The organism is Geothrix sp., assembly GCF_020622065.1.
GTDB lineage: Bacteria > Acidobacteriota > Holophagae > Holophagales > Holophagaceae > Geothrix.
This window is the reverse complement of record NZ_JAHRYQ010000001.1, coordinates 247,300-272,246: the sequence shown is the minus strand read 5'-3', so window position 1 is coordinate 272,246 and position 24,947 is coordinate 247,300. Positions and strand designations below refer to the sequence as shown.

Below are 24,947 nucleotides of genomic sequence, written 5' to 3'. Positions count from 1 at the left end.
ATGTCGAAGCTCCCGACCCGTTCCCCTTGGACCAGCCTGGTGCTGGCCGCGGCCCTCTTGGGGGGCCCCCTCCGGGCCCAGGCACCAGTGCCGGCACCGACATCGGCGCCGACCGATCAGGCCGCCCCGGCCTTCACGCCCCAGGAAGTGGGCGTGGACGAGAAGCTGGGGGCCACGATCCCCCTCGACCTCGTCCTGAAGGCGGAGGATGGCCAGCCCGTCACCCTCCGTTCGCTCATCGACAAGCCCACCATCCTCACCCTGAACTACTTCCGCTGCGCGGGCATCTGCACGCCCCAGCTCAGCGGCGTGGCCGAAGTGCTGAACCGCACCCAGGCCGAGCCCGGGAAGGATTTCCAGGTGCTCACCGTGAGCTTCGATGAGCGGGATGAGCCCGAGATCGCCGCCCAGAAGCGCACCAACTACCTGGGCGAGATCACCCGGCCCTTCCCGCCCGCAGCCTGGCGTTTCCTCACCGGTCCCGCCGCCACCACCAAGGCCCTGGCCGATGCGGTCGGCTTCAAGTTCAAGCGCGTGGGAGATGACTTCGTCCATGCCGGCGCCATCATCTTCATCAGTCCCAAGGGCAAGGTGACCCGCTACATGTATGGCACCACCTATGTGCCGGCCGATCTCCAGATGGCTGCCCAGGAGGCCGCCCGTGGCGAGGCCCAGCCCACCATCAACAAGTTCCTGAAGTTCTGTTTCAGCTATGACCCCGCAGGGCGCAAGTATGTCCTGAACACCACGACCATCGGCGCCACCGTCATCATCCTGGCGGCCCTGGTCTTCGTGGCCACGCTCGTCCGCCGGGGGCGCAAGACCAAGTCAGAGGAGGGCGAATGAGCACCCACGCGTCCACGGCACAGCCCAGTTTCCTGGTGGACACGGGTGAGCGGAAGGGCCTCATGGCCTGGCTCACCACCACCGACCACAAGCGCATCGGCCTGCTCTACCTCTACTCGATGGTCAGCTTCTTCCTGGTGGGCATGGGCATCGGCTTCGTCATGCGCCTGGTGCAGCTCACCACCTTCCAGAAGCTCATCACCGCCCAGACCTACAACGCCCTGTTCACGCTCCACGGCGTGATCATGATCTTCCTGTTCGTGGTGCCGGGCCTGCCGGCGGTCTTCGGGAACTTCTTCCTGCCCATCCTCATCGGCGCCAAGGATGTGTCCTTCCCGCGCCTCAACCTGGCTTCCTGGTACTTCTACATGGCCGGAGCCATCCTCGCCGTGCTGGCCCTCTTCACCGGGGGCGGCGCCCCCGACACGGGCTGGACCTTCTATGCGCCCTTCAGCCTGAAGACCGGCACCAATGTGAGCCTCGCGGTCTTCGCCGCCTTCGTGCTGGGCTTCTCGTCCATGCTCACGGGCATCAACTTCATCACCACCATCCACCGCCTGCGCGCCCCCGGCATGAAATGGTTCCGGATGCCGCTGATGTGCTGGGCGCTGTACTCCACGGCCTGGATCCAGCTCCTCGCCACCCCCATTGTGGCCATCACCCTGCTGCTGGTCATCCTCGAGCGCTTCTTCGGCATCGGCATCTTCGATCCCAGCAAGGGCGGCGATCCGCTGCTCTACCAGCACCTCTTCTGGATCTACTCGCACCCGGCCGTCTACATCATGATCCTGCCCGCCATGGGCGCCATCACCGAGATCATCCCCACCTTCGCCAAGCGCACCATCTTCGGCTACAAGGCCATCGCCTTCTCCAGCATGGCCATCGCCGGCGTGGGCAGCCTGGTCTGGGCCCACCACATGTTCACCAGCGGCATGAGCAGCGTGGCCACCATGGTCTTCTCGCTGCTCACCATGGTCGTGGCCGTGCCCAGCGCCATCAAGGTCTTCAACTGGGTGAGCACCCTCTACAAGGGCTCCATCGACTTCCAGCCCCCCCTCTTCTTCGCGCTCACCTTCATCTTCCTCTTCGCCATCGGCGGCCTCACGGGCGTCATGCAAGGTGCCCTGGCCATCAATGTGCACATCCACGACACCTACTTCATCGTCGGCCACTTCCACTATGTGATGTTCGGCGGTACCGGCTTCGCGTTCTTCGCCGCGCTGACTTACTGGTTCCCCAAGATGGTCGGGCGGATGTATTCCAAGAAGGCCATCTACGCCTCTTGGTTCCCCATGTTCATCGGGTTCAACATGCTTTATTTCGGCATGCTGATCCTCGGCATGATGGGCATGCCCCGCCGCTACTATGTCCACCTGCCCCAGTTCCACACCATGCATGTGGTGGCTACCGTCGGCAGCTGGCTGCTGGTGCTCGGCCTCCTGATGTTCTTCGGAACCCTGCTCTACGCGCTCTTCCGGGGTCCCAAGGCCGAGGACAACCCCTGGGGCGGCGTGACCCTGGAATGGACCATCCCCAGCCCGCCGCCGCTTGAGAATTTCGAGACCATTCCCACCGTCACCCATGGCCCCTACCACTTCGAGCAGGAGACCAAATGAGTGAGCATGTCCACCGCGACGATTTTGGTGCCCGGCTTGGCATGTGGCTGTTCCTCGTCACCGAGATCATCCTCTTCGGCGGCCTTTTCATCGGCTATTCCTACATGCGCTACCGCTACCCGGCGGAGTTCCACCACGGCGGCTCGGAACTGAACGCCACGCTGGGTGTGATCAACACCCTGGTGCTGCTCACCAGCAGCCTCACGGTGGTGCTCGCCATCGTGGCCATCCAGCGTGCGGAAAAGAAGCGGGCCATGGCCTTCCTCGGCACCACTCTGGCCCTGGGCGCCACCTTCCTGGTGATCAAATCCTTCGAATGGGGCGCCAAGTTCCACCACGGCCTCTATCCGAATTCCCCACACCTGGCGACGCTGCCGCCGGGCGAACAGGTCTTCTTCGGCCTCTACTTCACGATGACCGGCCTGCACGGACTGCATGTCATCGTCGGGTTGTCCCTGCTGGGCGTCATGCTCTGGTGGGTGGCCACGGACCGCATCCGCCCGGATCGCTATGTACACCTGGAGAACAGCGGCCTCTACTGGCACCTCGTGGATGTGATCTGGATCTTCCTCCTCCCGCTGTTCTACCTCGCCGCGTAAGGGCACGACCATGAGCGAACACGCCGCACACACCGCCGACCACACCCAGGAACACCCCGGCTACGGCACCTTCATCAAGGTCTGGGTGGCCCTGCTGATCCTCACGGGCTGCCTGGTGGGCGTCAGCCATCTGGGCCAGACCGCCGCCGTCTGGGGCCTGCTCACGCTGACGCCCCTCAAGGCCGGCCTGGTCTTCTACTTCTTCATGCACCTGAGGTATGAAGGGCCGCTCTTCAAGATCGTCATCCTGGTGACCCTGGGCACCCTGCTGATCTTCTTCGCCCTGCTCTTCTCCGACGTCGCTTTCCGCTGAGGCTTCCCATGGATTGGATGAACCAAGCCGCCATTTCGGCCCAGAAGTCCGACGCGGTCTTCTTCTATGTATTCGGCCTCTCGGTGGCGTTCCTGATCTTCATCACGGCGCTGATGATCTACTTCGTGGTGCGCTACAGCAAGAAGCGCCACCCGAAGGCCGAGCAGATCGAGGGCCACCTCGGCCTCGAGATCCTGTGGACCACCATCCCCCTGGTGCTGTTCCTGTCGATCTTCTACTACGGCTGGACCAACTACGAATACATGAACCAGGCGCCCCGGGATGCCATGGCCGTGAAGGTCACCGCCCGCCAGTGGAGCTGGTCCTTCGAGTACCCCAACGGCAAGAAGAGCAAGGTGCTCTTCGCCCCCATCCACAAGCCCATGAAGATGGAGGTCCGCAGCGCCGATGTGGTGCACGGGTTCTTCGTCCCCTCGTTCCGCCTGAAGATCGACGCCGTACCGGCCCGCACCAACACCACCTGGTTCCAGGCCACCAAGCTCGGCTCCTACGACATCGAGTGCACCGTCATCTGCGGCGTGGACCACAGCCTCATGCTGAGCAAGGTCATCGTCGTGCCCGAGGACGAGTTCAAGGCCTGGTACTTCGGCGGCGAGGATGCTCCCGAGCCGGGCAAGAGCATCCGTACCGCCGAGGCCCATCCCGACCTCAAGGACCTGCCCCCGGGCCTCGCCGTGCTGACCGCCAAGGGCTGCCTCGCCTGCCACTCCGTGGACGGCAAGCCCAAGGTGGGCCCCACCCTCAAGGCCCTCTACGGCAAGGAGCAGGAGATCCTCGTCGCCGGATCGTACAAGTCCATCACGGTGGATGAGGCCTACCTGCGACGGGCCATCACCGATCCCATGGATCAGGTGGTGCGCGGCTATCCGCCCGCCATGCCCAAGACCCCGCTCACCGACCAGGAACTCACCGAGGTTGTGCGCTACATCAAGACCCTTTAAGGATCCGGGGGACCGGGCTTGCGCCCTGCACCCCGCCCCCCCGCCCAGCCACGCTGGGTTTTGGCTGAACCAGGAGTGATCATTTGAGCGTGGCCGCCCTTCCCCTGTCCAAGCCCAGTCCGATCTCCACCCTCCTGGAGCTGACCAAGCTGCGTATTTCCGGGGCTTCCACCTTCACCGCCGCCGCCGGCTATGTGGCCTTCCTCCGGGGTGCGAACGCGGGCCTCATCACGACCCTGATCGGCATCCTGCTGCTCGCCATGGGCTCCAGCGCCCTCAACGAAGTCCAGGAATGGCGGCATGATGCGCGGATGCCCCGCACGGCCGGCCGGCCCATCCCCCATGGCGACATCTCCCCCGGCCGGGCCGCCCTCGTCGCTGGGGTCCTCGCCGTGTCGGGCTTCCTGACCCTGCTGTTGGCCCACAACCTGGCTTCCGCGCTGCTGGGGGCCCTGGCCCTGGCCTGGTACAACGGGTTCTACACCCCCCTGAAGCGCATCAGCGCCTTCGCTGTGGTGCCGGGTTCCCTCATCGGGGCGCTGCCCCCCGCCATCGGCTGGACCGCCGCAGGCGGGAGCGTGGCGGATCCCTCCATCCTGGCGCTGGCCTTCGTCTTCTTCATCTGGCAGGTGCCCCACTTCTGGCTGCTGGTGGGCCTCCATGCCGAAGGCTATGAGGGGGCTGGCTTCCCCACCCTGGTGACGGTCTTCGGCCGTCCCCGGCTGTCGCGGCTGACCTTCACCTGGATCTGCGGCACGGCCGCAGCCTGCGCCCTGCTGCCCATCTTCCGGGTGCTGGTCTCACGCCCCGCTGAGATCATGCTGGGCCTCGGCGCCCTCTGGCTCATCGCCGGCTCCCTCCCCCTCCTGCGCCCCGGCCAGGACGCCCCCCTCTACCGCCGCGTCTTCATGAACATCAACCTGTTCGCCCTCATCCTCACCGCGGCCGCGATCCTGGATCCGTACTTCGCGCGTTAGGGCCAAGAGGGGCCTGCGGTAGACTGCGGCCATGCCGCCCATGCCCTTCGTCGCGTCCCCGGGGAACCCTCCGTGGAGGTGACGCGCTTCCTCGGAACCCACCGGTACACCGGGTTGATGGACCTGGGCCAGGGGCCGGGCTGCACCTGGCACCTGGTGCGGCGGGAGATCGATGGATCGCGGTTCCTGGCGCAGGTCTGGTCGCCTTTGCCCCCGGACCGGGATCTGGACCAGATGCGGGATACCTTCCTGGCCCGCTTCCTGGACGCGGGCCCTCTGGACCCGGTTCACGGCCACTTCGGATTCGACGACGAGCGGGCCTGGTATCTCCAGGCCCTCCACGGAACGCCGCTGTCGCGGCTCTGGCCCAGCTGGGGGGAAGTCCAGCGCGAAGCCCTGTTGCGCCACCTGGCCCAGCAGCTCGCCCAGGACCTCCATCCCCGGTTCCTGCACCCCGAAGTCATCACTTTCCGGCCGGGCCTCACCCAGATCCCGCGGGTCCTCGGGGAGCCGCCCTGGGGGCTGGCCGTGGTCCCGACCCTCCTGCCCAGGACGGCCCCGGCCCCGGCGCTATCCGAAGAACAACCCTGGCTGCAGGCTCGGGATCTGTCCGAGCCCATCTCGCGGCCGCTCCGGGGCCGCAGCCAGGAACTCCCCTACCTGAAGTCGCTCATGCTCGGGTTCAGCGCGCCCATCCCCATGGAGCGCATCGTCCTGCTCCAGGGCGAGGAGGGCGTCGGCAAAGCCCATCTGGCCGCCTGGGCCTGCGCCGTGGCCGAAAGCGAGGGCATCTGGGTGCACCGCCTCGAGGCCTCGGCGGATGAATCCGCGGGCCGCTTCCTCACCCGGCTTCTCGAGGCCGTGCTGGCGGGCAGCGAGGTGGACCTCTATGCCGAGCGGCCCGGAGCGGCCAAGGCCCTGGCCCTCCGGCTGCAGGCCTTCTCCTTCCTCACGGGCGGCCGGCACCCGAATCGCCAGGAGGCGGGCCCCGACCCAGAGGAACTGAAGGCGGCCCTGGAGGTCCTGGATTTCGCCAGTCTCCACCACCCCCGCCTGATTCACCTGTCCGACCTCGACCGCGCCACCCCCGAGGTCCTGAGTCTCGTACGGGAGATCGTCCACGCCTCAGGAACCCCCTGGCTCCTTTCCCTCACGACGGGGGCCCAGGGTGCCGGACTCAGGCCCCTCATCGCCGACCTCCGCCAGGAGAGCGCGGCGGCATTGGTGGGCGTGAACCGCCTGGAGGACGAGGATCTCCGCCTCGTCCTCCAGGATCTGCTGGGCCGCCATGCCCTGCCCGGCGATTACCTGGCGGGCCTGGTCATTCAGAGCCTGGGCAACCCGGGGCTGCTGCGGAATCTGCTGGAGCTGGCACAGCAGGAGGGGGCTCTGCTCTGGGAGCAGAACCGCTGGATTCCCGTCCCGGGTCGCCCCCCCACCCTCCAGGCCGAGGACGACCTCATCCGGCAGATCTTTCTGGGCCGCCTTCAGCGCCTCACACCGGCCTCGGCCACCCTCGTCCGTCTGCTGGCCCTGGCCGAGCGCCCCTTGCCGGTGGCTGCCCTGGGACGCCTGTTGGGCCTGGAGGGCGATCCCCTGGAGGACGCCCTCCAGGGCGCCGTGGGCTCCCGGCTGGTGCAGCTCCGACAGGACCAGGTCACGATCCCCGATCCGCGCTGGCGGGAGATGGTGCTGACCCGCACCCCCCTTCCCGAGCTGAAGCGACTGGCCCGGGCCCTGCTCTCGGTGATCCAGGAGCAGGGTGGCGTCGCGGCCCATTCCGTCACCCTCCAGGCCCTGGCTTCCGACGAGGCCACAGCCTTGGCCGGGGCCCTGGAGGCCCTTGACCAGAGGCCGCCCGGCACCCCCTCGGAAACGCTGCGGATGGTGGAGCAGGCCCTGCAGTTGGACCCTCGCCCCTGGGACGAGGCGAGGCTCCGGGAACATCTGGCCGAGGCCTGGGCCCGGGGCACACCCCCGCCTGGCGAAGGTCCTGCCAGACCCTCCGGAGAGTTGGCCCTCGAAGCCCTGGACCGTGCGCTGGAGGCCCTGGGCCGGGCCGCCGCCCACGAAGGCGTGCGGCTGGCGGAGGCCCGCCTCCACCGCAAGCGCGCCATGCTGCAGCTCCAGCTGCGGCGGCCCGCCGAGGCTCAGGAGGCCATCATGGCCGCCGCCGAGCGCCTGGTGGACCACCCGCTCCATCCCGAGCAGCCCCGGTTGCGGCTGGCCCTGGGCGAGCTCCACCTGCTGCAGGGCCACCTCACCAAGGGGATCCGCGCGCTGGAAGAAGGCCTCCATCCTCCGGCCGGCCGACCCCAGCCCCAGGATCAGGCCGCCCTGCTCACGACCCTGGGCCGGGCCCTGGCCGCCCAGGGGCAGTTCCAGCGTTCGGTCACCCACCTCCAGTCGGCCCAGCGGCTGCTGGAGCACGATCAGGATTTCCGTCATCTCGTGCCCGTCCAGATCGCCCTGGCCCAGGTGCACCTCATGCAAGGACAGGCCGAGCCCTGCGTGGCCCTGCTGCGCGAGGCCCTTCAGACAGCCCGCCTGGAGGGCGACCTGGCCCTCCAGGTCCAGGCCCACTTCGCCCTCGGCACGGTCCGCAGCCTCCAGCAGTTCCTGGGGCCGGCTCTCTCCCACCTGGACCGCGCCCTGGAGCGGGCCCAGCGGCTGGGCGAGGGCGCCCGGACGGTCATGATCCAGCTCTGGCGGGCCCGCACCCTGGCCGCCCTGGGCGACCCGGTGGCCGCCGATCATGCTCAATTCGAAGCCACCGCGATTCCGTCTCCCGTGCTCTCCCCCGAGGAACGGGGGGATCACACCCTGCTGCAGGGCGACATCGCCCGGTTCCGCAGCGCCTGGCGCGAGGCGGGCCGGTTCTTCAAGGCCGCGGCGGATCACTTCGAAGCCAACGGAATGCTCTGGCGCCACCGGCTCGCCCAGCTCCGCCTCAGCCAGGCCGTGGCCCGGGAATCGCGCCAGGCGCGCCAGGAGGCTCCCGAGCAAGGCTGGGCCATCCTCGAAAACCTCAAGGGCCCTGTGGAAGGCTCAGGATCGCGCTGGCTGGACCTCGAATGGCACCGTGCCCACGCCCTGCTGCTGTCCACGGTCCCCGCCTCCGAAGCCGTGGCGGAAGAGGCCCTCCGGGCCTGGAGCGAGGTGCTGGCTGCCGCCCGCGAGCTGCAGTTCCCGGCCCAGGTGCTGGAGGCCAGCGCCGAAGGCGCCCTCCTGCTGCTTCAGCGCGGCGAGAAACTGGGCGCGCGGTCCCGCCTGCAGGATGCCTTCCCCAGCTTTCAGCAGCTCTGGGCCCGGCTTCCAGACACCCACGAGACCTCCTTCCTCGGCCGCGAGGACCTGCATCGTTTCCGCCAGACCGTCGAATCCACGGGCCTGCGCTTCATCCTCCCCGAGCGCGCCGACCCCCTCGTGGACTGGACCCCCACCCAGGTCAACCTGCCGGCGTATTCTGATCCCGACTGAACGGCCCGACCCAACCAAGAGGTGCCTCCTGCGGCATGGCCGCGAACGGAACGGACGCGATTGATCGAACAGTAAGAATGGTCAAATCACTTTTTTATAATCATATCGCCCGAGGCCACCATGCAGCATCAAAGCCGGATTCTTGTGGCGGGCTACCGGGGGCTGGTGGGGAGTGCCATCGTCCGCCGCCTTCGGGCGGAGGGGTTTGAAAACCTCATCCTCCGAAGCCATGGCGAATGCGACCTCGAGAATCAGGGCGCCGTCTTCAAGCTGTTTCTGCAAGAAAAGCCGGAATTCGTCTTCATGGCTGCGGCGAAGGTGGGCGGCATTCTGGCGAACTCCAGCTATCCGGTGGATTTCATCCGGTCCAACCTCATGGTCCAGAACAACATCATCGACGCCAGCCACTTCTCCGGTGTTCAGAAACTGCTTTTCCTGGGAAGTTCATGCATCTATCCGAAGCTGGCCCCCCAACCGATCAAAGAGGAATACCTTCTGACCGGTGATCTCGAACCCACCAACGAGTGGTACGCCATCGCCAAGATCGCCGGCATCAAGATGTGCCAGGCCTACCGGGCCCAATACGGTCTAAATGCCATCTCCTTGATGCCAACCAACCTCTACGGCCCGGGGGACAATTTCGATCTGAATGCCTCTCATGTCCTCCCTGCCCTGCTCCGCAAATTCCACGAGGCCAAGCACTCTGGCGCTCACGAAGTGATCATGTGGGGCACCGGCACGCCCAGGCGCGAATTCCTGCATGTGGATGATCTGGCCGATGCCTGCATCCACCTGATGCAGGTCTATGATTCCCCAGAGATCGTCAATGTTGGAACCGGCGAGGACATCACGATTCGCGAACTGGCCGAGCAGGTGAAGGAGGTCGTGGGTTTCGAGGGTCAGATCATCCAGGACCCCACCAAACCCGACGGCACCCCACGCAAATTGCTGGATGTCTCCCGACTTCATCAGTTGGGGTGGCGGCACCGCATCACCTTGGCCGAAGGCATCCGCAGCACCTACCAATGGTTTCTGGAAAACCAGACCACCGTCCGGGCCTGAGGGGCCGCAATGCCGTGAGGTCCCACCCGGTTCGATGGCCTCAGGGCCTTCACAAAAATGACGAGTGGAACCAGGACGGGCCCGCCGAAGCAACGCACGGCCTAGATGGAGTCATTCGCGCCTTTTGAGGTCTGTCTTCGCCTTTTAGTGGTCTCATGGAGGGCACGGCTTCGACCCCCCAGCGGAGACCCCCATGAGCCACCAGCCCGCCGAAACGCGCGCCCGCGTCACCCTTCCCCAGCTCCATACCTGGCACCATGCGGGACGGAAGCTCGTGATGACCACGGCCTACGATGCCGTCACCGCCCGCATCGCGGATGCCGCCGGGGTGGACATGATCCTCGTGGGCGACAGCGTGGGGAATGTGTGCCTGGGCTTCGAGAACACGCTGCCCGTCAGCATGGCCATGATGAACCACCATCTGGAGGCTGTGGCCCGCACTCAGCCCATGGCCATGCTGGTGGCTGACATGCCCTACCTGAGCTTCCACCTGAGCGTGGAGGACACGCTGCGGAACGCCGGGGGCTTCCTCCAGCGAGGGGCCCAGGCCGTGAAGCTCGAGGGCGGGGCCAAGCGCCTGCCCATGATCCACGCCCTGCTGGACGCCGAAATCCCTGTCATGGGGCACCTGGGGCTCACCCCCCAGAGCGTGAACCCCATGGGGGGCTTCAAGGTCCAGGGCAAGCAGAAGGGCGATGCCCTGCGCCTGCTGGAGGATGCCCAGAGGCTCCAGGAGGCCGGCTGCTTCAGCATGGTGCTGGAGGGCATTCCGGCCGACCTGGCGGCCAAGGTGACGGAGACCGTCGAGATCCCCACCATCGGCATCGGGGCCGGTCCCCACTGCTCGGGCCAGGTGCTGGTCTTCCACGATGTGCTGGGCCTGCTGCCTGGGACCTCCCCGAAATTCGTCCGACGCTATGCCGAAGGATTCCAAGACCTGCGTGATGCCCTGGCGGCCTGGGCCGAGGATGTGAGGGGGGGAGGGTTCCCGGATGGGCGGGAATCCTATACTCTTCCAGAAGCTGTTCGTCCGGTTTTGACCCAGTGGCACCCCTGATTGCGCCCTTGGTAAACTGACAGGCGCTTTCTGAAGGATCCCGTTTTTGTCCATGCGAGTTGTCCGTACTATCGCCGATCTGCGCGCCCTTCTGAGACCCTTGCGGGACGAAGGCAAACGCATCGGGTTCGTCCCCACCATGGGCTTCCTGCATGAGGGCCACGGGGCCCTGATCCGCCAGAGCGCCGCCCGTTGTGATGCCACCGTCGTGTCCATCTTCGTGAACCCGACCCAGTTCGGCCCCGGCGAGGATCTGACCAGCTACCCCCGGGACCTGGAGCGGGATCAGAACCTGTGCCTGGAGGCCGATACCACGGTGCTCTTCCTCCCCGAGGTCGCCGAGATCTACCCCACGGGCTTCCAGACCCATGTGGAGCCCGGCCGCCTGGCCGAACCCCTCTGTGGCCGCTTCCGGCCCGGCCACTTCCGCGGCGTCGCCACCGTGGTGGCCAAGCTCTTCAACATCGTGCAGCCGGACCTGGCCTTCTTCGGCCAGAAGGATTTCCAGCAGACCGTCGTCATCCGGCGCATGGCCCGCGACCTGAACCTGCCCGTGGATGTGGTGGTGGTGCCCACCATCCGGGAGGCGGACGGCTTGGCCCTGAGCAGCCGCAACACCTACCTGGATGAGGACGCCCGGCGTCGGGCCCTGGGCCTCAGCCAGGGCCTGCTGTCTGCCAAGGCCGCCTTCGAGGCCGGCGAACGGCAGGTGGCCAAGTTGATGGACCTCGCCCGCGGCCCCTTGTCCGGCGTGGATTCGATCCAGTACCTCGAGTTGGTGGATGTCCAGGCCCTGGAGCCCCTGCAGGGTCAGGTGGATCGCGCGGCGGTCCTCTGCGTGGCGGCCTTCGTGGGTGGCACCCGCCTCATCGACAATGTGGTCCTGGCCCCTTCGCCGGTGGATGCGGGCCTGAACACGAGCCTGAGTCCCCAAAGCGTCTAGAATGGAGCCGTCCCTGGCCGATCCCCGGCCGGGCGACCCATTCCGGGAGGATCCATGCTCGTCCCGATGCTGCTCGTCGCCAGCCTGCTCGCCATGCCCCAGGGGCGCGGCCACGATAAACACGGCCAGGGCGGCCCTCCGGGGCTCGCCAAGAAAGATGGGGTCCCCCCGGGCCTGGCCAAGAAGGGCGGCCTCCCCCCCGGCCTCGCCAAGAAATTCGGCCCCCGGCTTCCCGAGCGGCCCTACATCGCCGTGGACCCCCGCTACCAGGACCGCGCCTGGTTCCTGATCGATGGCCGCTGGGAACTCCGCAAGGGCTTCTCCGTGGGCCTCCAGGCCGAGGTCCGCGACTGTCTGCGCCTGCCGATGGCCCCTCCGCCCGTCCCCCTGCCTCGCGTGGGCGTCGATCTGCATGTCGTGCTGTTCAACTAGCGAGGAGGTTCCATGCTGCGTCCCCTGCTGAGCGCCGCCCTGATCGCCACTTTCTCCCTGGCCGCCCTGCCTGCCAGCGCCCGGCCCGATGACCACCGCCGCGATCAGCGGGAAGATCGCCGCGATGATCGGCGGGAGGATCGCGAAGACCGGAAATACTGGAAGGAACGCGACAAGGCTGAGCGCAAGTATTGGAAGGAAAGGGAGAAGGAAGGCCGGAAGCACGACCGCCACCGCTACGATGATGACGACCAGGGGCGCGGCCACCACCGGCCTCCCGCCTGGATGGACGGGTACTGGCGTCCCGGTGATCAGCGCCGCTATGTGGCCCTGGTGCCTGGCGACCCCTCTCGCATGTATGTCTTCCTCGAAGGGCGGTGGGTGCTGCGTCAGGTCCGCGACCCCCGGGCTCGCCTGGATCTCGAAGGCGCCTTCCGTCTGCCCATGGCCCCGCCTCCGGTCGCCCCACCCCGGATCGGCCTGGATCTGCATGTGGTGCTGTTCAACTAGCGTTGGTCAAAAATCGAGGATGGACCCAGGGTAATCCTGAGCCCATCCTTATGCGTTGGCCGGGACTCCGGACGGAGCCTGGACCGGAGGATGCATGCTGCGCCACTTCCTGCTCGGAAAGATCCATCGCGCCACCGTGACGAGGGCCGATCTGGACTATGTGGGGTCGATCACGCTCGATCCGCTGCTCATCGAAGCCGCCGGCTTCATGGAGAACGAGAAGATCGACATCTACGATGTGACCAACGGGTCGCGCCTGTCCACCTATGTGATCCCGGGAATCCCGGGCTCGGGCGAGGTGGGCATCAACGGGGCCGCCGCCCACCTGGTGCAGAAGGGGGACCTGGTCATCATCGCGGCCTACGGCTGGATGAGCGCGGAGGAGGCCGAAACCGTGGCCCCCAAGGTGGTCTTCGTGGATGAGCGCAACCGCATCACCGAACGCCGCACTCAGGAGCGGACACCCCTCTGCATGAGCGCGTTCACGGACTGACCGGGCCGAGATGGGACCGGCTTCCTTGCCGTGGGCCTTGCCGACCCGCCTGCGTCAGCCTATGCTCCAGGAATGAATGGGATCCCAAGCAATCTTCCCGACACCGACCCCACGGTCCGGCGCGTCCTGGATGCCCTCCGGTCCATCGTGCGCGAACTGCGGCTCGCCTCCGCCTCCACCGCGAAGCACCACGGCCTGAGCAGCGCCCAGATCTTTGTCCTCCATGTCCTGGGGAAGGACGGGCGGCTGTCTCTGGGTGAACTCGCCGACGCCACCTTCACGGATCAAAGCTCGGTCTCGGTGGTGGTTCGGAAGCTGGAAGAGAAGCAGTTGGTGGTGAAGGCCGTCGCGGGCCACGACCGCCGCCGGCTGGACATCAGCCTCTCCCCGGAAGGGCGCGGGATGCTCCTGGCGACTCCTCCGCCGATCCAGGACACCCTCATCCGGCGGATGGAGGCCTTGCCGGCGGCCAAGCTGCTCCAGCTCGCCGGCCTGCTGGAGGCCCTGGCGCCCCCCAGCCCGGAGCCGCCCCCGATGTTCTTCGAGGAGCGTAGCAGCCAGCACGGGAAGGAGGCCGCTCATGGCACGCCCTGAGCCGGTCCCAACCCCTCCGCAGCCGCCCCCGGGCGAGCCGCGGCCAGCCGGGGCCGACCTGCCGCCCCCGCCCGGCGCGACCCGCACGCCCCGCATCACCGCGGTCCTGGACGGCCGGGTGGCGTTCATCGGCCTGCTGGCGACTGCCCTCGGCCTGGCCCTGGGGCTCATCGCCGAGGGCCTGCTGAGGCTGATCGGGCTGGTGACCAACCTGGCCTATTACCACCGCTTCTCCGCAAGCTTCACCTCCCCGGCCGGCCACCATCTGGGCTGGAGTGCCCTCTTCGTTCCCGTGGCGGGAGGTCTGATCGTCGGCCTCATGGCCCGCTACGGCTCCGCAGCGATCCGGGGCCACGGGATCCCGGAGGCGATGGAGCAGATTCTCCTCAACGAGAGCCGGATCCCACCCCGGATCACCCTGCTGAAGCCCCTCTCCGCCGCCGTCGCCATCGGCACCGGTGGACCCTTCGGCGCCGAAGGGCCCATCATTGCCACCGGTGGCGCATTGGGATCGCTGGTGGGCCAGTTCATCGCGATGAGCGCCCTGGAGCGGAAGACCCTCCTCGCGGCCGGCGCGGCCGCCGGCATGGCGGCCACCTTCGGCTCTCCTGTATCAGCCGTGGTGCTGGCCGTCGAGCTGCTGCTCTTCGAGTACCACCCGCGGTCCATCATCCCGGTGGTGCTGGCCAGCGTGGCGGCCACGGCCGTCCGCTATTCACTGGTGGGGTCCGCCCCGGTCTTCTCGATGCCGGCCCTGGCCTCGCCCACGGGAGCGGCCCTCGGCCTCTACATCGCGGTCGGGGCCCTGATGGGCTTGGCTTCCGTGGTTGTGACCAAGGCCGTGTACCACATCGAGGACAGCTTCGAACGCCTCCCCATCCACTGGATGTGGTGGCCCGCCCTCGGCGGCCTAGCCGTCGGGCTGATCGGCCTGTGGGTGCCCCGCACGCTCGGCGTTGGCTACGAGAACATCCAGGGGGTCCTCTCCGCCCAGCTCGTGGGCACCACGCTTCTCACCCTCCTCGTGGCCAAGTTCCTCTCGTGGGCCATCGCCCTGGGCAGCGGCACCTCCGGAGGCACCCTCGCCCCCCTCTTCACCCTCGGGGGGGCCCTGGGGGCCCTCACCGGTGGCCTCCTCGCGACCCTCTTCCCCACCCTCGGAGTGGAGCCTCGGATCTGCGCCCTGGTCGGGATGGCGGCCATCTTCGCCGGCGCTTCCCGGACCATGCTGGCCTCCGCCATCTTCGTGTTCGAGACCACGCTCCAGCCGCTGGGGCTCCTGCCCCTGCTGGGCGGGTGCGCCGCCGCCTACCTGGTGTCGGCCCTGATCATGCGGCGGAGCATCATGACGGAAAAGCTGGCGCGCCGGGGCGTGCGGGTCCCCGAGGAATACGCCTCTGATTTCCTGGATCAGCTGCTGGTGCGGGATTTCGCCTCGCGGGATGTGCTGACCCTGAACGCGGACGACACCCTCCAGGCCGCCCGGACCTGGCTGGAGGCCGACGCCCGCGGAGCGGCCCACCACGGGTTCCCGATCATCGACGGCGCGGGCCGCGCCCTCGGTGTCCTCACCCGCCGCGACCTCCTGGATCCCGCCCGCGCTCCGGACGCGCCGTTGCGGTCGCTCATCGGCCGCCCATTGGCCGTCGCCCTGGAGGGCAACTCCCTGCGGGAGGCGGCGGACCACATGGTCCGGGAGCGGGTCGGCCGCTTGCTGATCCTCGACGACGCCCAACGGGTCGTGGGCATCCTCACCCGGAGCGACCTGCTGGAAGCCCATGCCGAGCGGCTGCGCCACGCAGAGCGGGCCCTGGCCCGGGAAGCCGGGGCGACCAGCGCACCCCACCCGCTTCCCGGAGAGACCGGATGAGCCCGCCCGGGGCGGACCATCAGGACCCCGGCGTGGCCTCAAGTGTGCGGTGGCTCCACTACGCCCTGCCCGTCGCCCTGGGCGGGTCGATCCCCGCCGTCGTCCACCGGGTCACCGGCCAGGCCCTGTTCCTGCCTGGCCTGGCGTTCCTCCTGCTGGGGATCGCCGCGGCCTACGCCCTCGATCGCCTGCTCGACGGCCCGGAAGGCGGGGAGGGTGCCCGCTTTCGGCCCCTGCTCGCGGCCTGTTTCAGACTCTCCGCCATCCTGGGGGTCGGCCTGATTCCCTGGCTCCCTGCACAGAGCCTCGCCCTGGTGCTGCTCCTCGGGGCCTCGGCGCTGGGCTATCGCCGCTGGAAGCGGCTCCCCTTCGCCAAGGCGCTGGGGGTGCCCCTGGCCTGGACCTGGGCGGGCATGACCCTGCCTTTCGCGCCGCATTCCTGGTTCGGGTGGCGCACCCTGCTCGATCCCGTCGCCCTGACCCTGTTCCTGCTGCTGGCCGCGGGTTGCCTGCTCTGCGACCTGAAGGACGAGGAGGCCGATGGCAGGGCCGGCATCCGCAGCTTCCCGGTCATGTTCGGCGCCCGGTGGACCGCGGTCCTCGCGATGATCCTGGCCGCCGGCGCGGTGCTGCGTGCCGGGGCCGCCCATCGCCCGGGCCTGGCGGCCAGCGGGACGGCCCTGATCCTCCTGGGGTGCTTCCCCCGGTGGACCGCCCGGGGCGTTCGGGGAGCCCTGGTGGTGGATGCGGCGTTGATCCTTCCAGGTGTACTCACCCTCACGCATCTTGTCTGATGCAAACAAATGACTCTGCCCCTGAAACAATTGAATCCGACTCCGGAACCTTCGACCGTTGGCGCGGCATCCAAGGGTCATGGTAGAAATGACCTACCCTTCGGCCTGGGACGGCCCTGGGGCCCGCGGTCCGGGCAAGGCGCCCCTCCGCACGGTTCTGAAAGGTTGGTTCCATGGAAGTCCGCAAGTCCCTGGTGGTCAATTCGACCCCGCTGGAGACGCGCATCGCGTTGCTTGAGAACGGCCAGCTCTGTGAGCTGTTCCTCGAGCGGACGATGAACAAGAGCCAAGTCGGGGATGTGTACAAAGGCCGGGTGGCCAAGCTGCTCCCCGGCATGCAGAGCGCCTTCGTGGGCATCGGAGGCGCCAAGGATGGCTTCCTCTACCTGGACGACCCCGTGGCCCAGCGCCTGGGTGCCGACCTGTCCGCCGACGAGGACGGCGAGGAGGCCACCGAGGACCTGCCACCTCCGCCCCCGCCCCTGCCCCCCCTCAAGGAGGGTGAGGAGACCCTGGTCCAGGTGGTGAAGGATCCCATCGGCTCCAAGGGCCCGCGGCTGTCCCGCCATCTGAGCTTCCCCGGCCGCTTCCTGGTGTTCATGCCGGGCATCGACCACATCGGCATCTCCCGCAAGATCACCGATCCCGAGGAGCGGGAGCGCCTCCGCGACCTCATCCGCAGCCACACCCAGCCCGGCGAGGGCTTCATCGTCCGCACCGCTGCCATCGGCGAGAAGGACGAGGATCTGGTGGGGGATGTGACCTTCCTGCGCCAGATGTGGCAGGAGATCCAGGCCAAAGCCGACACCGTGCCGGCGCCCGGTCTGGTATGGCAGGACCTGCGCCTGCTCCAGAAGGTCATGCGCGACATCTTCCGCGAGGAGGTCTCCACCTTCTGGGTGGATGACGCCGAGGCCCACCAGGAGGTCCTGGCCTTCGTGGAGAAGCTCCACCCGGAGTGGGCCAACCGCGTGAAGCAGTTCACCTCGGACCTGCCCATCTTCGACGCGTTCGGCATCGAAGCCGAAATCGACTCGGCCCGGCAGCCCAAGGTCTTCCTCAAGCACGGGGGTTCCATCGTGCTGAACCAGACCGAGGCCCTGGTCAGCGTGGATGTGAACACGGGTAAGTTCGTCGGCAAGAAGGATCTGGAAGAGACCGTCTACCTCACCAACCTTGAGGCCATCCCCGAGATCGTGCGGCAGCTCCGCCTGCGCAACCTGGGCGGCATCGTGGTCATCGACTTCATCGACATGGTGGACCCCACCCACCGCGATGAGGTGCTGGCCCGGCTCCAGGAGGAACTCAAGCGGGACCGCAACCACGCCCGGGCCGGCGGCATCTCCGAATTCGGGCTGGTGGAGCTCACGCGCAAGCGGACCGGGCCTTCCCTCGAGCGGCTGCTCACCCAGCCCTGCCCTGTCTGCAATGGGGCCGGCCGCACCCAGAGTCCCGAGACCTCCCTGCTCAAGGCCTACCGCGAACTCGTGCGGCTGGGGGAGCGGCTGCGCGGCGCCGATGTGCGCCTGACCGTGCACCCGGAGCTCGCAGGAACCCTGCACCAGGAAGCCCGGGAGGGCCTCATGCAGCTGGCCCGGCTCCTCGGTGCCCGCGTCCAGTGGATCGAGCGGCTGGATGCCCCCCGGCACGCCGTGGTCATGGACCTCCAGCTGGCCGGTTCCGACTCGGCGACGGCCTGAGCGGCCGGCCAGCTCCGGCCCCTGCCTGCTACCCGAGACAGGTCGGGCAGCGCATGCCGGCCTGGAGGTTCTCGATGAGCTCCGGCACCCGATCCAGACTCCGCACTTCGTAGAGCGGCGCGTCGGGGTGGTGATCGGGCCGGGGTTTGGCTTCCCGGTTCACCCAGATGGCGGTCCAGCCTGCGGCCAGGGCTCCTTCCACATCGTCCACCCAGCTGTCGCCCACCATGGCGAGGTTGCCGGGGAAGAGGCCCAGGCGCCGCTGCACGGCCTCATAGGCCGCAGCCTCGGGCTTGAGGGCCCCCAGGTCGGCGCTCCGGTGCTGGAGCCGGATCCGGTCGGAGATGCCCAGGCGATCCAGCAGCTCCAGGCCGAAACTCTGCGTATTCGACAGCAGGGCCACCCGGGCCAGGTCGCGCACGGCGCCCACGGCCTCCGGCGCGCCGGCGAAACACTGGGCCTGGTCACCCGCCTCCCGGAAGGCCTGGGCCATCGCCTCCACCTGCGCCTCATCCAGGCCCGCAGGCTCGCGCCAGGCCTCCAGAAAGGCCTCCACCGAATCGTAGGGGCGGATCATCCCATCCCGCATGAGGGGGCCGTGCAGATGGATCTGCTCCGGCCTCATCAGGCCCTTCAGTCGCTGGAAGGGGCTGCCCGCCGGGCTGAAGACCAGCGTATTCCAGAGGTCGAAGACGACGGCGCGGATCATGTCAGGCAGTGCGTCGCGGGCGGTGAATGAGCCTCATCGGCCGCTCTCCTTGCGGGTGCGGAAGGGCACGCCGAACTCGATGCCCAATACCTCAAAGCGGGCCTCACCCACCAGGTTCCAGGTGGCGGGCTCGTGGCGCAGGACCGCTCCGGACAAGGGCCCCCAGGCCGACCTGAGGTCGGCATATCCAAGGACCACATCCACGCGCAGAACGCTGCGGCCCTTCGGGGCGAGGTCGGCGCCTTCAGGGAAGCTCACCGATCCGATGCCATGGTCACCACCCTGGGCCGCCAGTCGGAGATCCCCGCTCACCCGTCGGGTGCGGAGTCGCTGATCGGAGGGGTTGTCCACGCCCACCTCGAGCCTCAGCCGGAGCCGGGACTGCTCAAGTGGAAAGGCCAGCTCCACCTGGGGTTCCACCCGATCCAGGGTGAACCGCAACTGACGGGCGGCTTCCTCATAGCGCAGGGCGGGATTGATGGCGTCGCAGCCGACCAACAGCACCAGCGCGGGAAGGGCCCAGAGGCGTCGCATGTCAGGCTCCGCGGTAGATCACGCAGTTATCGGTCGTTTCAAAGACTTCGATCTGGCAGAGCTGGGGCAGGAACGGCTTGAGCTGCTCCCAGATCCACACCGAGATGTTCTCCGCCGTGGACAGAGGGATCAGGTCGTTGAGGAAGCGGTGGTCCAGCTTCGAGATCACCTTGTCCACCACCACCTTCGAAAGGTCGTCGAAATCGATGATCATGCCCGTGTCGGGGTTCACGGCGCCTTCGAGCAGCACGAAGAGCTTGTAGCTGTGACCATGCAGGTTCCGGCACTTGCCCGGGTGGTTGTAGATGAAATGGGCGGCTTCGAACCAGTACTCTTTGCGCAGGATCATGGCACTCACGATGAAAAGGCCCCGCATGGGCGGGGCCTTTCATTCTACCAGCAGGGCCGGGCCTATTTGACGGCGTTCAGGATCAGGGCCAGCGGCGTCAGGGCCTGGAGGTTCTCCTGCCAGCTGGAGTCGCGGCGGAACCGCTGGGGCACCAACACCGTGTCACCCGGTTCCACGGCCTTGCCCTCCACCCAGGAATCGAGGATGCGACCATCGGCCTTGAGCAGGCGGATGTTCGAGGTGTCGGCATTCCGGGTGGTACCGCCCGCGAGCTTGAGCAGGTCGCCCACCTTCATGCCCTTCCGCACCTTGTAAGTGGCAAAGGGACTGGCGGTTTCGCCCACCACATAGGCCGCCTCGGTGGCCCGGGGGATGATGATCTCATCCCCATCCTGCAACTCCACATCCGAGAGGGCCTCCCCCTTCAGCACCCCGCTGAAATCCACCACCATGCGGTTCAGACTGCCGGCCAAGAGGCCGTGGAGCAGGGGGTTCTTCAGCAGCTGGCCCGAAAGGGGCTGGCGCTTGGTTTCGTTCAGGCGTTCGAGGATCTCGTTGATGCCCTTGGCCGTGGGATCCTTCCCCATGAGGCCGGATTCCTCCGCCGCCCGCTGCAGGGAGGCGTCCTGGGTGCTCATCCGCCGAAGGAAGATGCCCGCCTGGGGCATGGCCTCCGCAGTCAGTCCGCCGGCCCGCTGGATGAGCCCGCTCAGCGAGGGCTTGGCCGAATCCAGCGTGTACGACCCCGGCCGCACCACCTGCCCCGTGATTCGCACAGTGCGATGGATCTTGTAATCGGGCTTCTCGAAGAGGCTCAGCTGATCATCCGATTGGATGCGGGGATTCACGGTCTCATCCAGCAGCGTGATGGGGCTGGCGGTTTCCGTGGAAAGCAGCTTGGCCAGATCGAGTCGGATCACCTCGCTGGGCTTGCCGTCCTTGCTTCGGGCCAGCTCGGCGACCAGGCGGTCTGCCGATTTCGCGGGCACACCGGCGCGGAAGATGAGGTCCGAAGCCCTCATCCCATCATGGAAGGCGTAGGTGCCGGGCCGGGCCACGGGCCCCAGCACCGTGACGAGCTTCGGCAGGCGGAGATCTTCCATGCGGAACAGCTCCACCCGGTCGCGGTCCTCCAGCAGGAGGTTATGCGTGGCATCGCCCGCCAGGGCCTTGTCCACATCGAACGCCAGGAACCGGCTCGTGCCATCCACCGCCGTCCGCACCACCTCTCCCCGGGCCCGATAGGTATCCGGCAACACCTGGGCTTCCCGGCGGAGCAGATCGCCCACTTTCAGCCCCTCGGTGCGGGCGAAGACGCCGGGCACCCGCGCCCAACCGCTGATCTGGACCACGGGCCCCGTGCGCTCCCGGCGGGGGAGGGCCGATAGCACATCTCCGCGCTGCAGGGCCAGATGGTTGGCCGAGTCCAGGGACACATCCTGACCGCTGAGGGTGCCCGCGGCGTCCCGGCGGCGGAGGGTCAGCGTCCCGGGGCCCGCCTCGGGGGCGAACCCGCCCGCAAACCGCAGGGCTTCGGCCACGGTCTCTCCCGCCCGAAGTTCAAACTGCATGCGAGGGGCCGCGCCAGTCGATTCCCAGCGCCGCAGCCACTCCGGCAAGGATTCGCTCGCGTCCTGGGGGAACACGGGGAGTTGGGTCTCGGGGTTGATTCGGACGCGGTGGTCACCCAGGGGCGCTTCCTTGAGGGCCACCAATTGACGCTTCAAAAAGAAAAGCCGATCTTCCAAAGCGGCTCGTTCCGTCAGGCTGAGCACGGGGGCCTGAGCCATTCGGGTCCCCAACGGCGCGGCGGTCCGGGGCTCACGATCTTGGCTCTGGAGGTCTGCACTCTCGCCACCCTCCACGATTCCAGCCCCCTGACCCAGCGACAACTGGGCCTCGATGGCCTTCATTTCACGCTGAGTTCGCTCCCGCTGCTCCTTCAAGGGATCCAGATCCAGGTCCTCAGGCTCGACGGCCTCCCCCTTCTTCTGCTTCATCTCCGCCGGAGCGGCCACCACCCGCTGGAAGGCGCCCTCCAGCAGTACCTGGTTCTGGGCCAGGGGCACGAAGACGGTGTCGCCGTTCTGGAGGGCCACATTGGGGTTCCCCAGGCCTTCGGCCCGGAGCGGATAGAGGTCCAATCCGGCCACCTTGTGCCCGCCCCGCATAACGCGAATGTCGCGGTAGCTGCCGACCGCGGTGGGCCCCCCGGCCAGACTCAGCACATTGACCAACGAACTGAGGCTCGATACCAGATAGCTGCCGGGCCGGTAGACCTCACCCATGACAAAGACCCGCACCTCGCGCAGCTTGATCACCTGCAAGTCCACCGAGGAGCGCGAGAAATTCCGGCTCACCAACCCCTGCACCGCCGCCTTGGCCTTGCCCAGCGTCAGGCCGCCCACCTTGGCCGTGCCTACCTTCGGGATCACGATCTCACCCCGGCCGTCGACCTGCACCGGGAGGTCGAAGGTCGCGCTGCCGAAGACATTGAGGTTCAGCCGGTCGCCCGTGCCCAGCACATAGTCCTCGGCAATGCCCCCTTCCGTGGCGGCCGAACCGCGCTGCCGCACCTGGAACAGATCGGCGCCGAAACGGCGCGGCCCCTTCTCCCGGCGTTTCAGAGTCCGGATCTCCTCATCCAGCTTTTCGTCTTCGCTTCGCTGGCGGGCGGCGTCTTCAGGTGTCGGAGCGTTGGTGGGCAGCGCTGTCGGCCGCCCGGGTACGGCATCTGCCGCGCCCACCCCTTGGGCCCCGGCGGCCTGCTTCAGAGCCTGGAGGTCCAGCCCCTGGGGAAGTTGAGCGAAGAGGGCCGAGGTGAGAATCGCCGCGCCGCCCAGAAGGTTAAATCGCATGACATCTCCAATGAATTCACATGAAATCCAGCATTGACAAGGGTTCAGGTTATCATGAGCCCGCAGCTCTTTCAGCCACCCAAGCACACCCGTGTATTCCTCTATTGATGAGCCGTCTCGAGCCATGAACCCTCCCCCTGCCTACCGGTCCTCACTTCCGCCTCCATCCACCCTGGACCAACCCCTGCTTCGGCAAGGGGTCAAGCTTGTTCTGGACGGCGGGGCGGCCTTGCTGGCTTGGATGCTTTGCGAGCGGGTCTTCGTGGGGGCCCACCTGACGCCGCATGGGGCCTTGAAGTGGACCCTCCTGGCTCTGGCCGTCAACCTCGTCTTCCAGCTGACCCGCCAGCACTACCGCCTCATCGGCTTCCGGGACGCCGTCCGGCTGGCCCTGGCCACCACGACCCTGCTGGTGCTGAGCGCGTTCGTGACGGTCCTGGCCCGCGAACTCCACTCGGTCTTCGATCTGGAAACGGCCCTGGCCTCCGCCCTGACCACCGGCGGATTGTGGCTCACCCTCAGAGGGGCCATCCGAGCCCGCCACGAACGGGACCTGGGCATCGATCAGCTGCCGGATGGGGCCATCCCGCACCGCACCCTCATCGTCGGGGCCGGCCGGGCGGGGCTGATGATTGCCGAGGAACTCAAGCGGCATCCCGAGTTGGGGACTCGAATCGTAGGCTTCATTGATGATGCCCTCGACAAGCAGGGCATCCGCATCCAGGGGACCCGGGTGCTGGGTCCGTCCCGGCTGCTTCACCAGATCATCCGGAAGGAAGAAGCCACTCAGGTGGTGCTGGCCATTCCCAGCGCCCCTGGTTCCGTGATCCGGCAGCTGACGGATGTGGTCCGCTCCGCCGGGATCGAGGTCAAGACCACACCAGGACTCTTCAACCTGCTGGGATCGCGGGTTTGGAAGCCGGAATTGCAAGATGTCTCCATCGAGGACCTCCTGCGGCGGGAGCCCGTGGAGTTGGACCAGAGCTCCCTCAACCTCGTGCTTGAAGATGCCGTGGTGCTCATCACCGGAGGCGGTGGGTCGATCGGGGGCGAAATCGCCCGCCAGGTAGCCGCCTTCCGCCCCGCCCGGATCGTCCTGCTGGGGCGCGGCGAAAACAGCCTGTGGGAAACCGAACGCTCCCTCCGGAGCCTCTTTCCCAACCAGGGGCTCTCCCTGGAGCTTTGCGATGTCCGCAATCCGATTCGCCTCCAGCAGGTGTTCAACCGCTGGAAACCGCAGGTGGTGTTCCACGCCGCGGCCCACAAGCATGTGCCCTACCTGGAGGCTCATCCCGAGGAGGCTGTGGACAACAATGTCTTCGGAACCCTGAATGTGGTGAACGCTGCCTTGGCGGTGGGCACCCACACCTTTGTGAACATCTCCACAGACAAGGCCGTCAACCCCACCAATGTGCTCGGGGCAACCAAGCGGATCGCAGAGTCCCTGGTGCTCCGGGCAGCCCGACGGGCTCCTGAAGGAACGCGCTATGTCAGTGTGCGGTTCGGCAATGTCCTGGGGAGCCGGGGGAGCGTCATTCCCATCTTCAAGGAGCAGATCCGCGTGGGTGGACCCATCACCGTGACCCACCCGGACATGACCCGCTACTTCATGACCATCCCCGAAGCCAGCCAGCTGGTGCTCCAGGCGGGCATCCTGGGTGACACCGCCAAGGTCTATGTCCTGGACATGGGCGACCCCGTCAAGATCGTCGATCTGGCCACGGACATGGCGCGCCTGTCCGGACTGCTGCCCGGGCAGGACATCGAGGTGCAGTTCAGCGGCATCCGGCCCGGCGAGAAGCTGTTCGAAGAACTCTTCACGCAGCAGGAGGAGTCCCGCACGGGGGTCCATCCCAAGGTCTTCAACGCCAATCCGGAAGAACTGGATGACGACCTTCTGGAAGAAGGGGCTGCGGCCCTCCGCCTTTCAATCATGGAGGGGGAGGGCAGGCGCCAGGCCCAGATTCTCCACTGGCTGCGACTACTCGTGCCGACCTATGCCCCTTCGCCCAGTGGCCTGGGACGCTATTCGGAAGAGGTCCGCGACCGCCGCGGTTCGGGCGCCCATGCCATCTATGTGCCCAAGGCCCAGCAGGCCTAAAGCGCCTGAAGGCTCAGCGTGTTATGCTGATCCTGCCGATTTCCACCTGCTCCCCTTCGGCGGCGACCTCTGCAGGAAGCCCACCTCCCCTCCTGGTTCAGGATTTGGCGGACGGGTTTCATGGAGCGATCGCGGGAGACCCGGACGC

At 67.3% G+C, this 24,947-nt stretch carries 22 protein-coding genes; 18 read left to right on the top strand and 4 right to left on the bottom strand.

The window, feature by feature from the left end:
• The 17 genes from QZ647_RS01370 (at position 1) to QZ647_RS01290 (ending at position 18,248) form a co-directional block, all read left to right on the top strand.
• Positions 1-846: an SCO family protein gene (locus QZ647_RS01370; protein WP_291270455.1), complete on the top strand. Its 846-nt coding sequence runs from the start codon at positions 1-3 to the stop codon at positions 844-846.
• Positions 843-2,462 carry a cbb3-type cytochrome c oxidase subunit I gene (locus QZ647_RS01365; protein ID WP_286354145.1) on the top strand — a complete coding sequence of 540 codons (1,620 nt, stop codon included), beginning with the start codon at positions 843-845 and terminating at the stop codon, positions 2,460-2,462. The genes QZ647_RS01370 and QZ647_RS01365 overlap by 4 nt, the downstream gene beginning before the upstream one ends.
• Complete coding sequence (locus tag QZ647_RS01360) at positions 2,459-3,061, top strand: cytochrome c oxidase subunit 3 family protein (RefSeq protein WP_286354146.1); 603 nt, start codon at positions 2,459-2,461, stop codon at positions 3,059-3,061. The genes QZ647_RS01365 and QZ647_RS01360 overlap by 4 nt, the downstream gene beginning before the upstream one ends.
• A 10-nt stretch (positions 3,062-3,071) precedes the next feature.
• Positions 3,072-3,374, top strand: a complete 303-nt coding sequence (locus QZ647_RS01355) for a cytochrome C oxidase subunit IV family protein (RefSeq protein WP_286354147.1) — start codon at positions 3,072-3,074, stop codon at positions 3,372-3,374.
• A gap of 17 nt (positions 3,375-3,391) precedes the next feature.
• Positions 3,392-4,336: a cytochrome c oxidase subunit II gene (gene coxB, locus QZ647_RS01350; protein ID WP_291270454.1), complete on the top strand. Its 945-nt coding sequence runs from the start codon at positions 3,392-3,394 to the stop codon at positions 4,334-4,336.
• 89 nt (positions 4,337-4,425) lie between these two features.
• Complete coding sequence (locus QZ647_RS01345) at positions 4,426-5,313, top strand: protoheme IX farnesyltransferase (protein WP_291270453.1); 888 nt, start codon at positions 4,426-4,428, stop codon at positions 5,311-5,313.
• A 72-nt stretch (positions 5,314-5,385) separates the two neighbouring features.
• The gene (locus QZ647_RS01340) at positions 5,386-8,793 is read left to right on the top strand and encodes a hypothetical protein (RefSeq protein WP_291270452.1); all 3,408 of its coding nucleotides are present in this window, start codon (positions 5,386-5,388) and stop codon (positions 8,791-8,793) included.
• Positions 8,794-8,913: 120 nt separating this feature from the next.
• Positions 8,914-9,855, top strand: coding sequence for a GDP-L-fucose synthase (locus tag QZ647_RS01335; RefSeq protein ID WP_291270451.1), 942 nt, complete (start codon positions 8,914-8,916; stop codon positions 9,853-9,855).
• Positions 9,856-10,048: 193 nt separating this feature from the next.
• Positions 10,049-10,912 carry a 3-methyl-2-oxobutanoate hydroxymethyltransferase gene (gene panB / locus QZ647_RS01330; RefSeq protein WP_291270450.1) on the top strand — a complete coding sequence of 288 codons (864 nt, stop codon included), beginning with the start codon at positions 10,049-10,051 and terminating at the stop codon, positions 10,910-10,912.
• Positions 10,913-10,964: 52 nt separating this feature from the next.
• Complete coding sequence (gene panC, locus QZ647_RS01325; protein ID WP_291270449.1) at positions 10,965-11,855, top strand: pantoate--beta-alanine ligase; 891 nt, start codon at positions 10,965-10,967, stop codon at positions 11,853-11,855.
• A 54-nt stretch (positions 11,856-11,909) separates the two neighbouring features.
• On the top strand, positions 11,910-12,287 hold the full coding sequence (locus QZ647_RS01320; protein ID WP_286354154.1) for a hypothetical protein: 378 nt from the start codon (positions 11,910-11,912) through the stop codon (positions 12,285-12,287).
• Positions 12,288-12,299: 12 nt separating this feature from the next.
• Positions 12,300-12,797 (top strand): hypothetical protein, encoded by a 498-nt coding sequence (locus tag QZ647_RS01315; RefSeq protein ID WP_291270448.1) that lies wholly within the window; start codon positions 12,300-12,302, stop codon positions 12,795-12,797.
• A gap of 94 nt (positions 12,798-12,891) precedes the next feature.
• A complete protein-coding gene (gene panD, locus QZ647_RS01310; protein ID WP_291270447.1) occupies positions 12,892-13,290 on the top strand; it encodes an aspartate 1-decarboxylase in 399 nt (132 codons plus the stop codon).
• A gap of 72 nt (positions 13,291-13,362) precedes the next feature.
• Complete coding sequence (locus tag QZ647_RS01305) at positions 13,363-13,884, top strand: MarR family transcriptional regulator (RefSeq protein WP_291270446.1); 522 nt, start codon at positions 13,363-13,365, stop codon at positions 13,882-13,884.
• Positions 13,871-15,754: a chloride channel protein gene (locus tag QZ647_RS01300; protein WP_291270445.1), complete on the top strand. Its 1,884-nt coding sequence runs from the start codon at positions 13,871-13,873 to the stop codon at positions 15,752-15,754. The genes QZ647_RS01305 and QZ647_RS01300 overlap by 14 nt, the downstream gene beginning before the upstream one ends.
• On the top strand, positions 15,751-16,548 hold the full coding sequence (locus QZ647_RS01295; protein WP_291270444.1) for a UbiA family prenyltransferase: 798 nt from the start codon (positions 15,751-15,753) through the stop codon (positions 16,546-16,548). The genes QZ647_RS01300 and QZ647_RS01295 overlap by 4 nt, the downstream gene beginning before the upstream one ends.
• A gap of 173 nt (positions 16,549-16,721) precedes the next feature.
• Complete coding sequence (locus tag QZ647_RS01290) at positions 16,722-18,248, top strand: Rne/Rng family ribonuclease (protein WP_291270443.1); 1,527 nt, start codon at positions 16,722-16,724, stop codon at positions 18,246-18,248.
• A gap of 28 nt (positions 18,249-18,276) precedes the next feature.
• Here QZ647_RS01290 and QZ647_RS01285 read toward each other — a convergent pair whose 3' ends face one another.
• From QZ647_RS01285 to QZ647_RS01270, 4 genes are all read right to left on the bottom strand, one after another.
• Complete coding sequence (locus tag QZ647_RS01285; protein WP_291270442.1) at positions 18,277-18,957, bottom strand: HAD family hydrolase; 681 nt, start codon at positions 18,955-18,957, stop codon at positions 18,277-18,279.
• Between the two features lie 33 nt (positions 18,958-18,990).
• Positions 18,991-19,491: an LEA type 2 family protein gene (locus QZ647_RS01280; RefSeq protein ID WP_291270441.1), complete on the bottom strand. Its 501-nt coding sequence runs from the start codon at positions 19,489-19,491 to the stop codon at positions 18,991-18,993.
• A gap of 1 nt (position 19,492) precedes the next feature.
• Complete coding sequence (gene queD / locus QZ647_RS01275) at positions 19,493-19,840, bottom strand: 6-carboxytetrahydropterin synthase QueD (RefSeq protein WP_291270440.1); 348 nt, start codon at positions 19,838-19,840, stop codon at positions 19,493-19,495.
• A gap of 62 nt (positions 19,841-19,902) precedes the next feature.
• Entirely contained in the window at positions 19,903-22,698 is a 2,796-nt protein-coding gene (locus QZ647_RS01270; protein ID WP_291270439.1) for an SLBB domain-containing protein, read from the bottom strand.
• A gap of 124 nt (positions 22,699-22,822) precedes the next feature.
• Between QZ647_RS01270 and QZ647_RS01265 the strand changes: the two genes are divergently transcribed.
• Positions 22,823-24,799: a nucleoside-diphosphate sugar epimerase/dehydratase gene (locus QZ647_RS01265; RefSeq protein WP_291270438.1), complete on the top strand. Its 1,977-nt coding sequence runs from the start codon at positions 22,823-22,825 to the stop codon at positions 24,797-24,799.
• Positions 24,800-24,947: the final 148 nt, after the last annotated feature.

Bases quoted from the DNA above. Each gene is read 5' to 3' on its own strand.
- QZ647_RS01300 (WP_291270445.1), top strand. From the start codon at position 13,871: ATGGCACGCCCTGAGCCGGTCCCAACCCCTCCGCAGCCGCCCCCGGGC.
- panB (WP_291270450.1), top strand. From the start codon at position 10,049: ATGAGCCACCAGCCCGCCGAAACGCGCGCCCGCGTCACCCTTCCCCAG.
- coxB (WP_291270454.1), top strand. From the start codon at position 3,392: ATGAACCAAGCCGCCATTTCGGCCCAGAAGTCCGACGCGGTCTTCTTC.
- queD (WP_291270440.1), bottom strand. From the start codon at position 19,840: ATGATCCTGCGCAAAGAGTACTGGTTCGAAGCCGCCCATTTCATCTAC.
- QZ647_RS01295 (WP_291270444.1), top strand. From the start codon at position 15,751: ATGAGCCCGCCCGGGGCGGACCATCAGGACCCCGGCGTGGCCTCAAGT.
- QZ647_RS01270 (WP_291270439.1), bottom strand. From the start codon at position 22,698: ATGCGATTTAACCTTCTGGGCGGCGCGGCGATTCTCACCTCGGCCCTC.
- QZ647_RS01265 (WP_291270438.1), top strand. From the start codon at position 22,823: ATGAACCCTCCCCCTGCCTACCGGTCCTCACTTCCGCCTCCATCCACC.
- panC (WP_291270449.1), top strand. From the start codon at position 10,965: ATGCGAGTTGTCCGTACTATCGCCGATCTGCGCGCCCTTCTGAGACCC.
- QZ647_RS01305 (WP_291270446.1), top strand. From the start codon at position 13,363: ATGAATGGGATCCCAAGCAATCTTCCCGACACCGACCCCACGGTCCGG.
- QZ647_RS01285 (WP_291270442.1), bottom strand. From the start codon at position 18,957: ATGATCCGCGCCGTCGTCTTCGACCTCTGGAATACGCTGGTCTTCAGC.
- QZ647_RS01315 (WP_291270448.1), top strand. From the start codon at position 12,300: ATGCTGCGTCCCCTGCTGAGCGCCGCCCTGATCGCCACTTTCTCCCTG.
- QZ647_RS01370 (WP_291270455.1), top strand. From the start codon at position 1: ATGTCGAAGCTCCCGACCCGTTCCCCTTGGACCAGCCTGGTGCTGGCC.
- QZ647_RS01360 (WP_286354146.1), top strand. From the start codon at position 2,459: ATGAGTGAGCATGTCCACCGCGACGATTTTGGTGCCCGGCTTGGCATG.
- QZ647_RS01365 (WP_286354145.1), top strand. From the start codon at position 843: ATGAGCACCCACGCGTCCACGGCACAGCCCAGTTTCCTGGTGGACACG.
- QZ647_RS01355 (WP_286354147.1), top strand. From the start codon at position 3,072: ATGAGCGAACACGCCGCACACACCGCCGACCACACCCAGGAACACCCC.
- QZ647_RS01335 (WP_291270451.1), top strand. From the start codon at position 8,914: ATGCAGCATCAAAGCCGGATTCTTGTGGCGGGCTACCGGGGGCTGGTG.
- QZ647_RS01280 (WP_291270441.1), bottom strand. From the start codon at position 19,491: ATGCGACGCCTCTGGGCCCTTCCCGCGCTGGTGCTGTTGGTCGGCTGC.
- QZ647_RS01290 (WP_291270443.1), top strand. From the start codon at position 16,722: ATGGAAGTCCGCAAGTCCCTGGTGGTCAATTCGACCCCGCTGGAGACG.
- panD (WP_291270447.1), top strand. From the start codon at position 12,892: ATGCTGCGCCACTTCCTGCTCGGAAAGATCCATCGCGCCACCGTGACG.
- QZ647_RS01320 (WP_286354154.1), top strand. From the start codon at position 11,910: ATGCTCGTCCCGATGCTGCTCGTCGCCAGCCTGCTCGCCATGCCCCAG.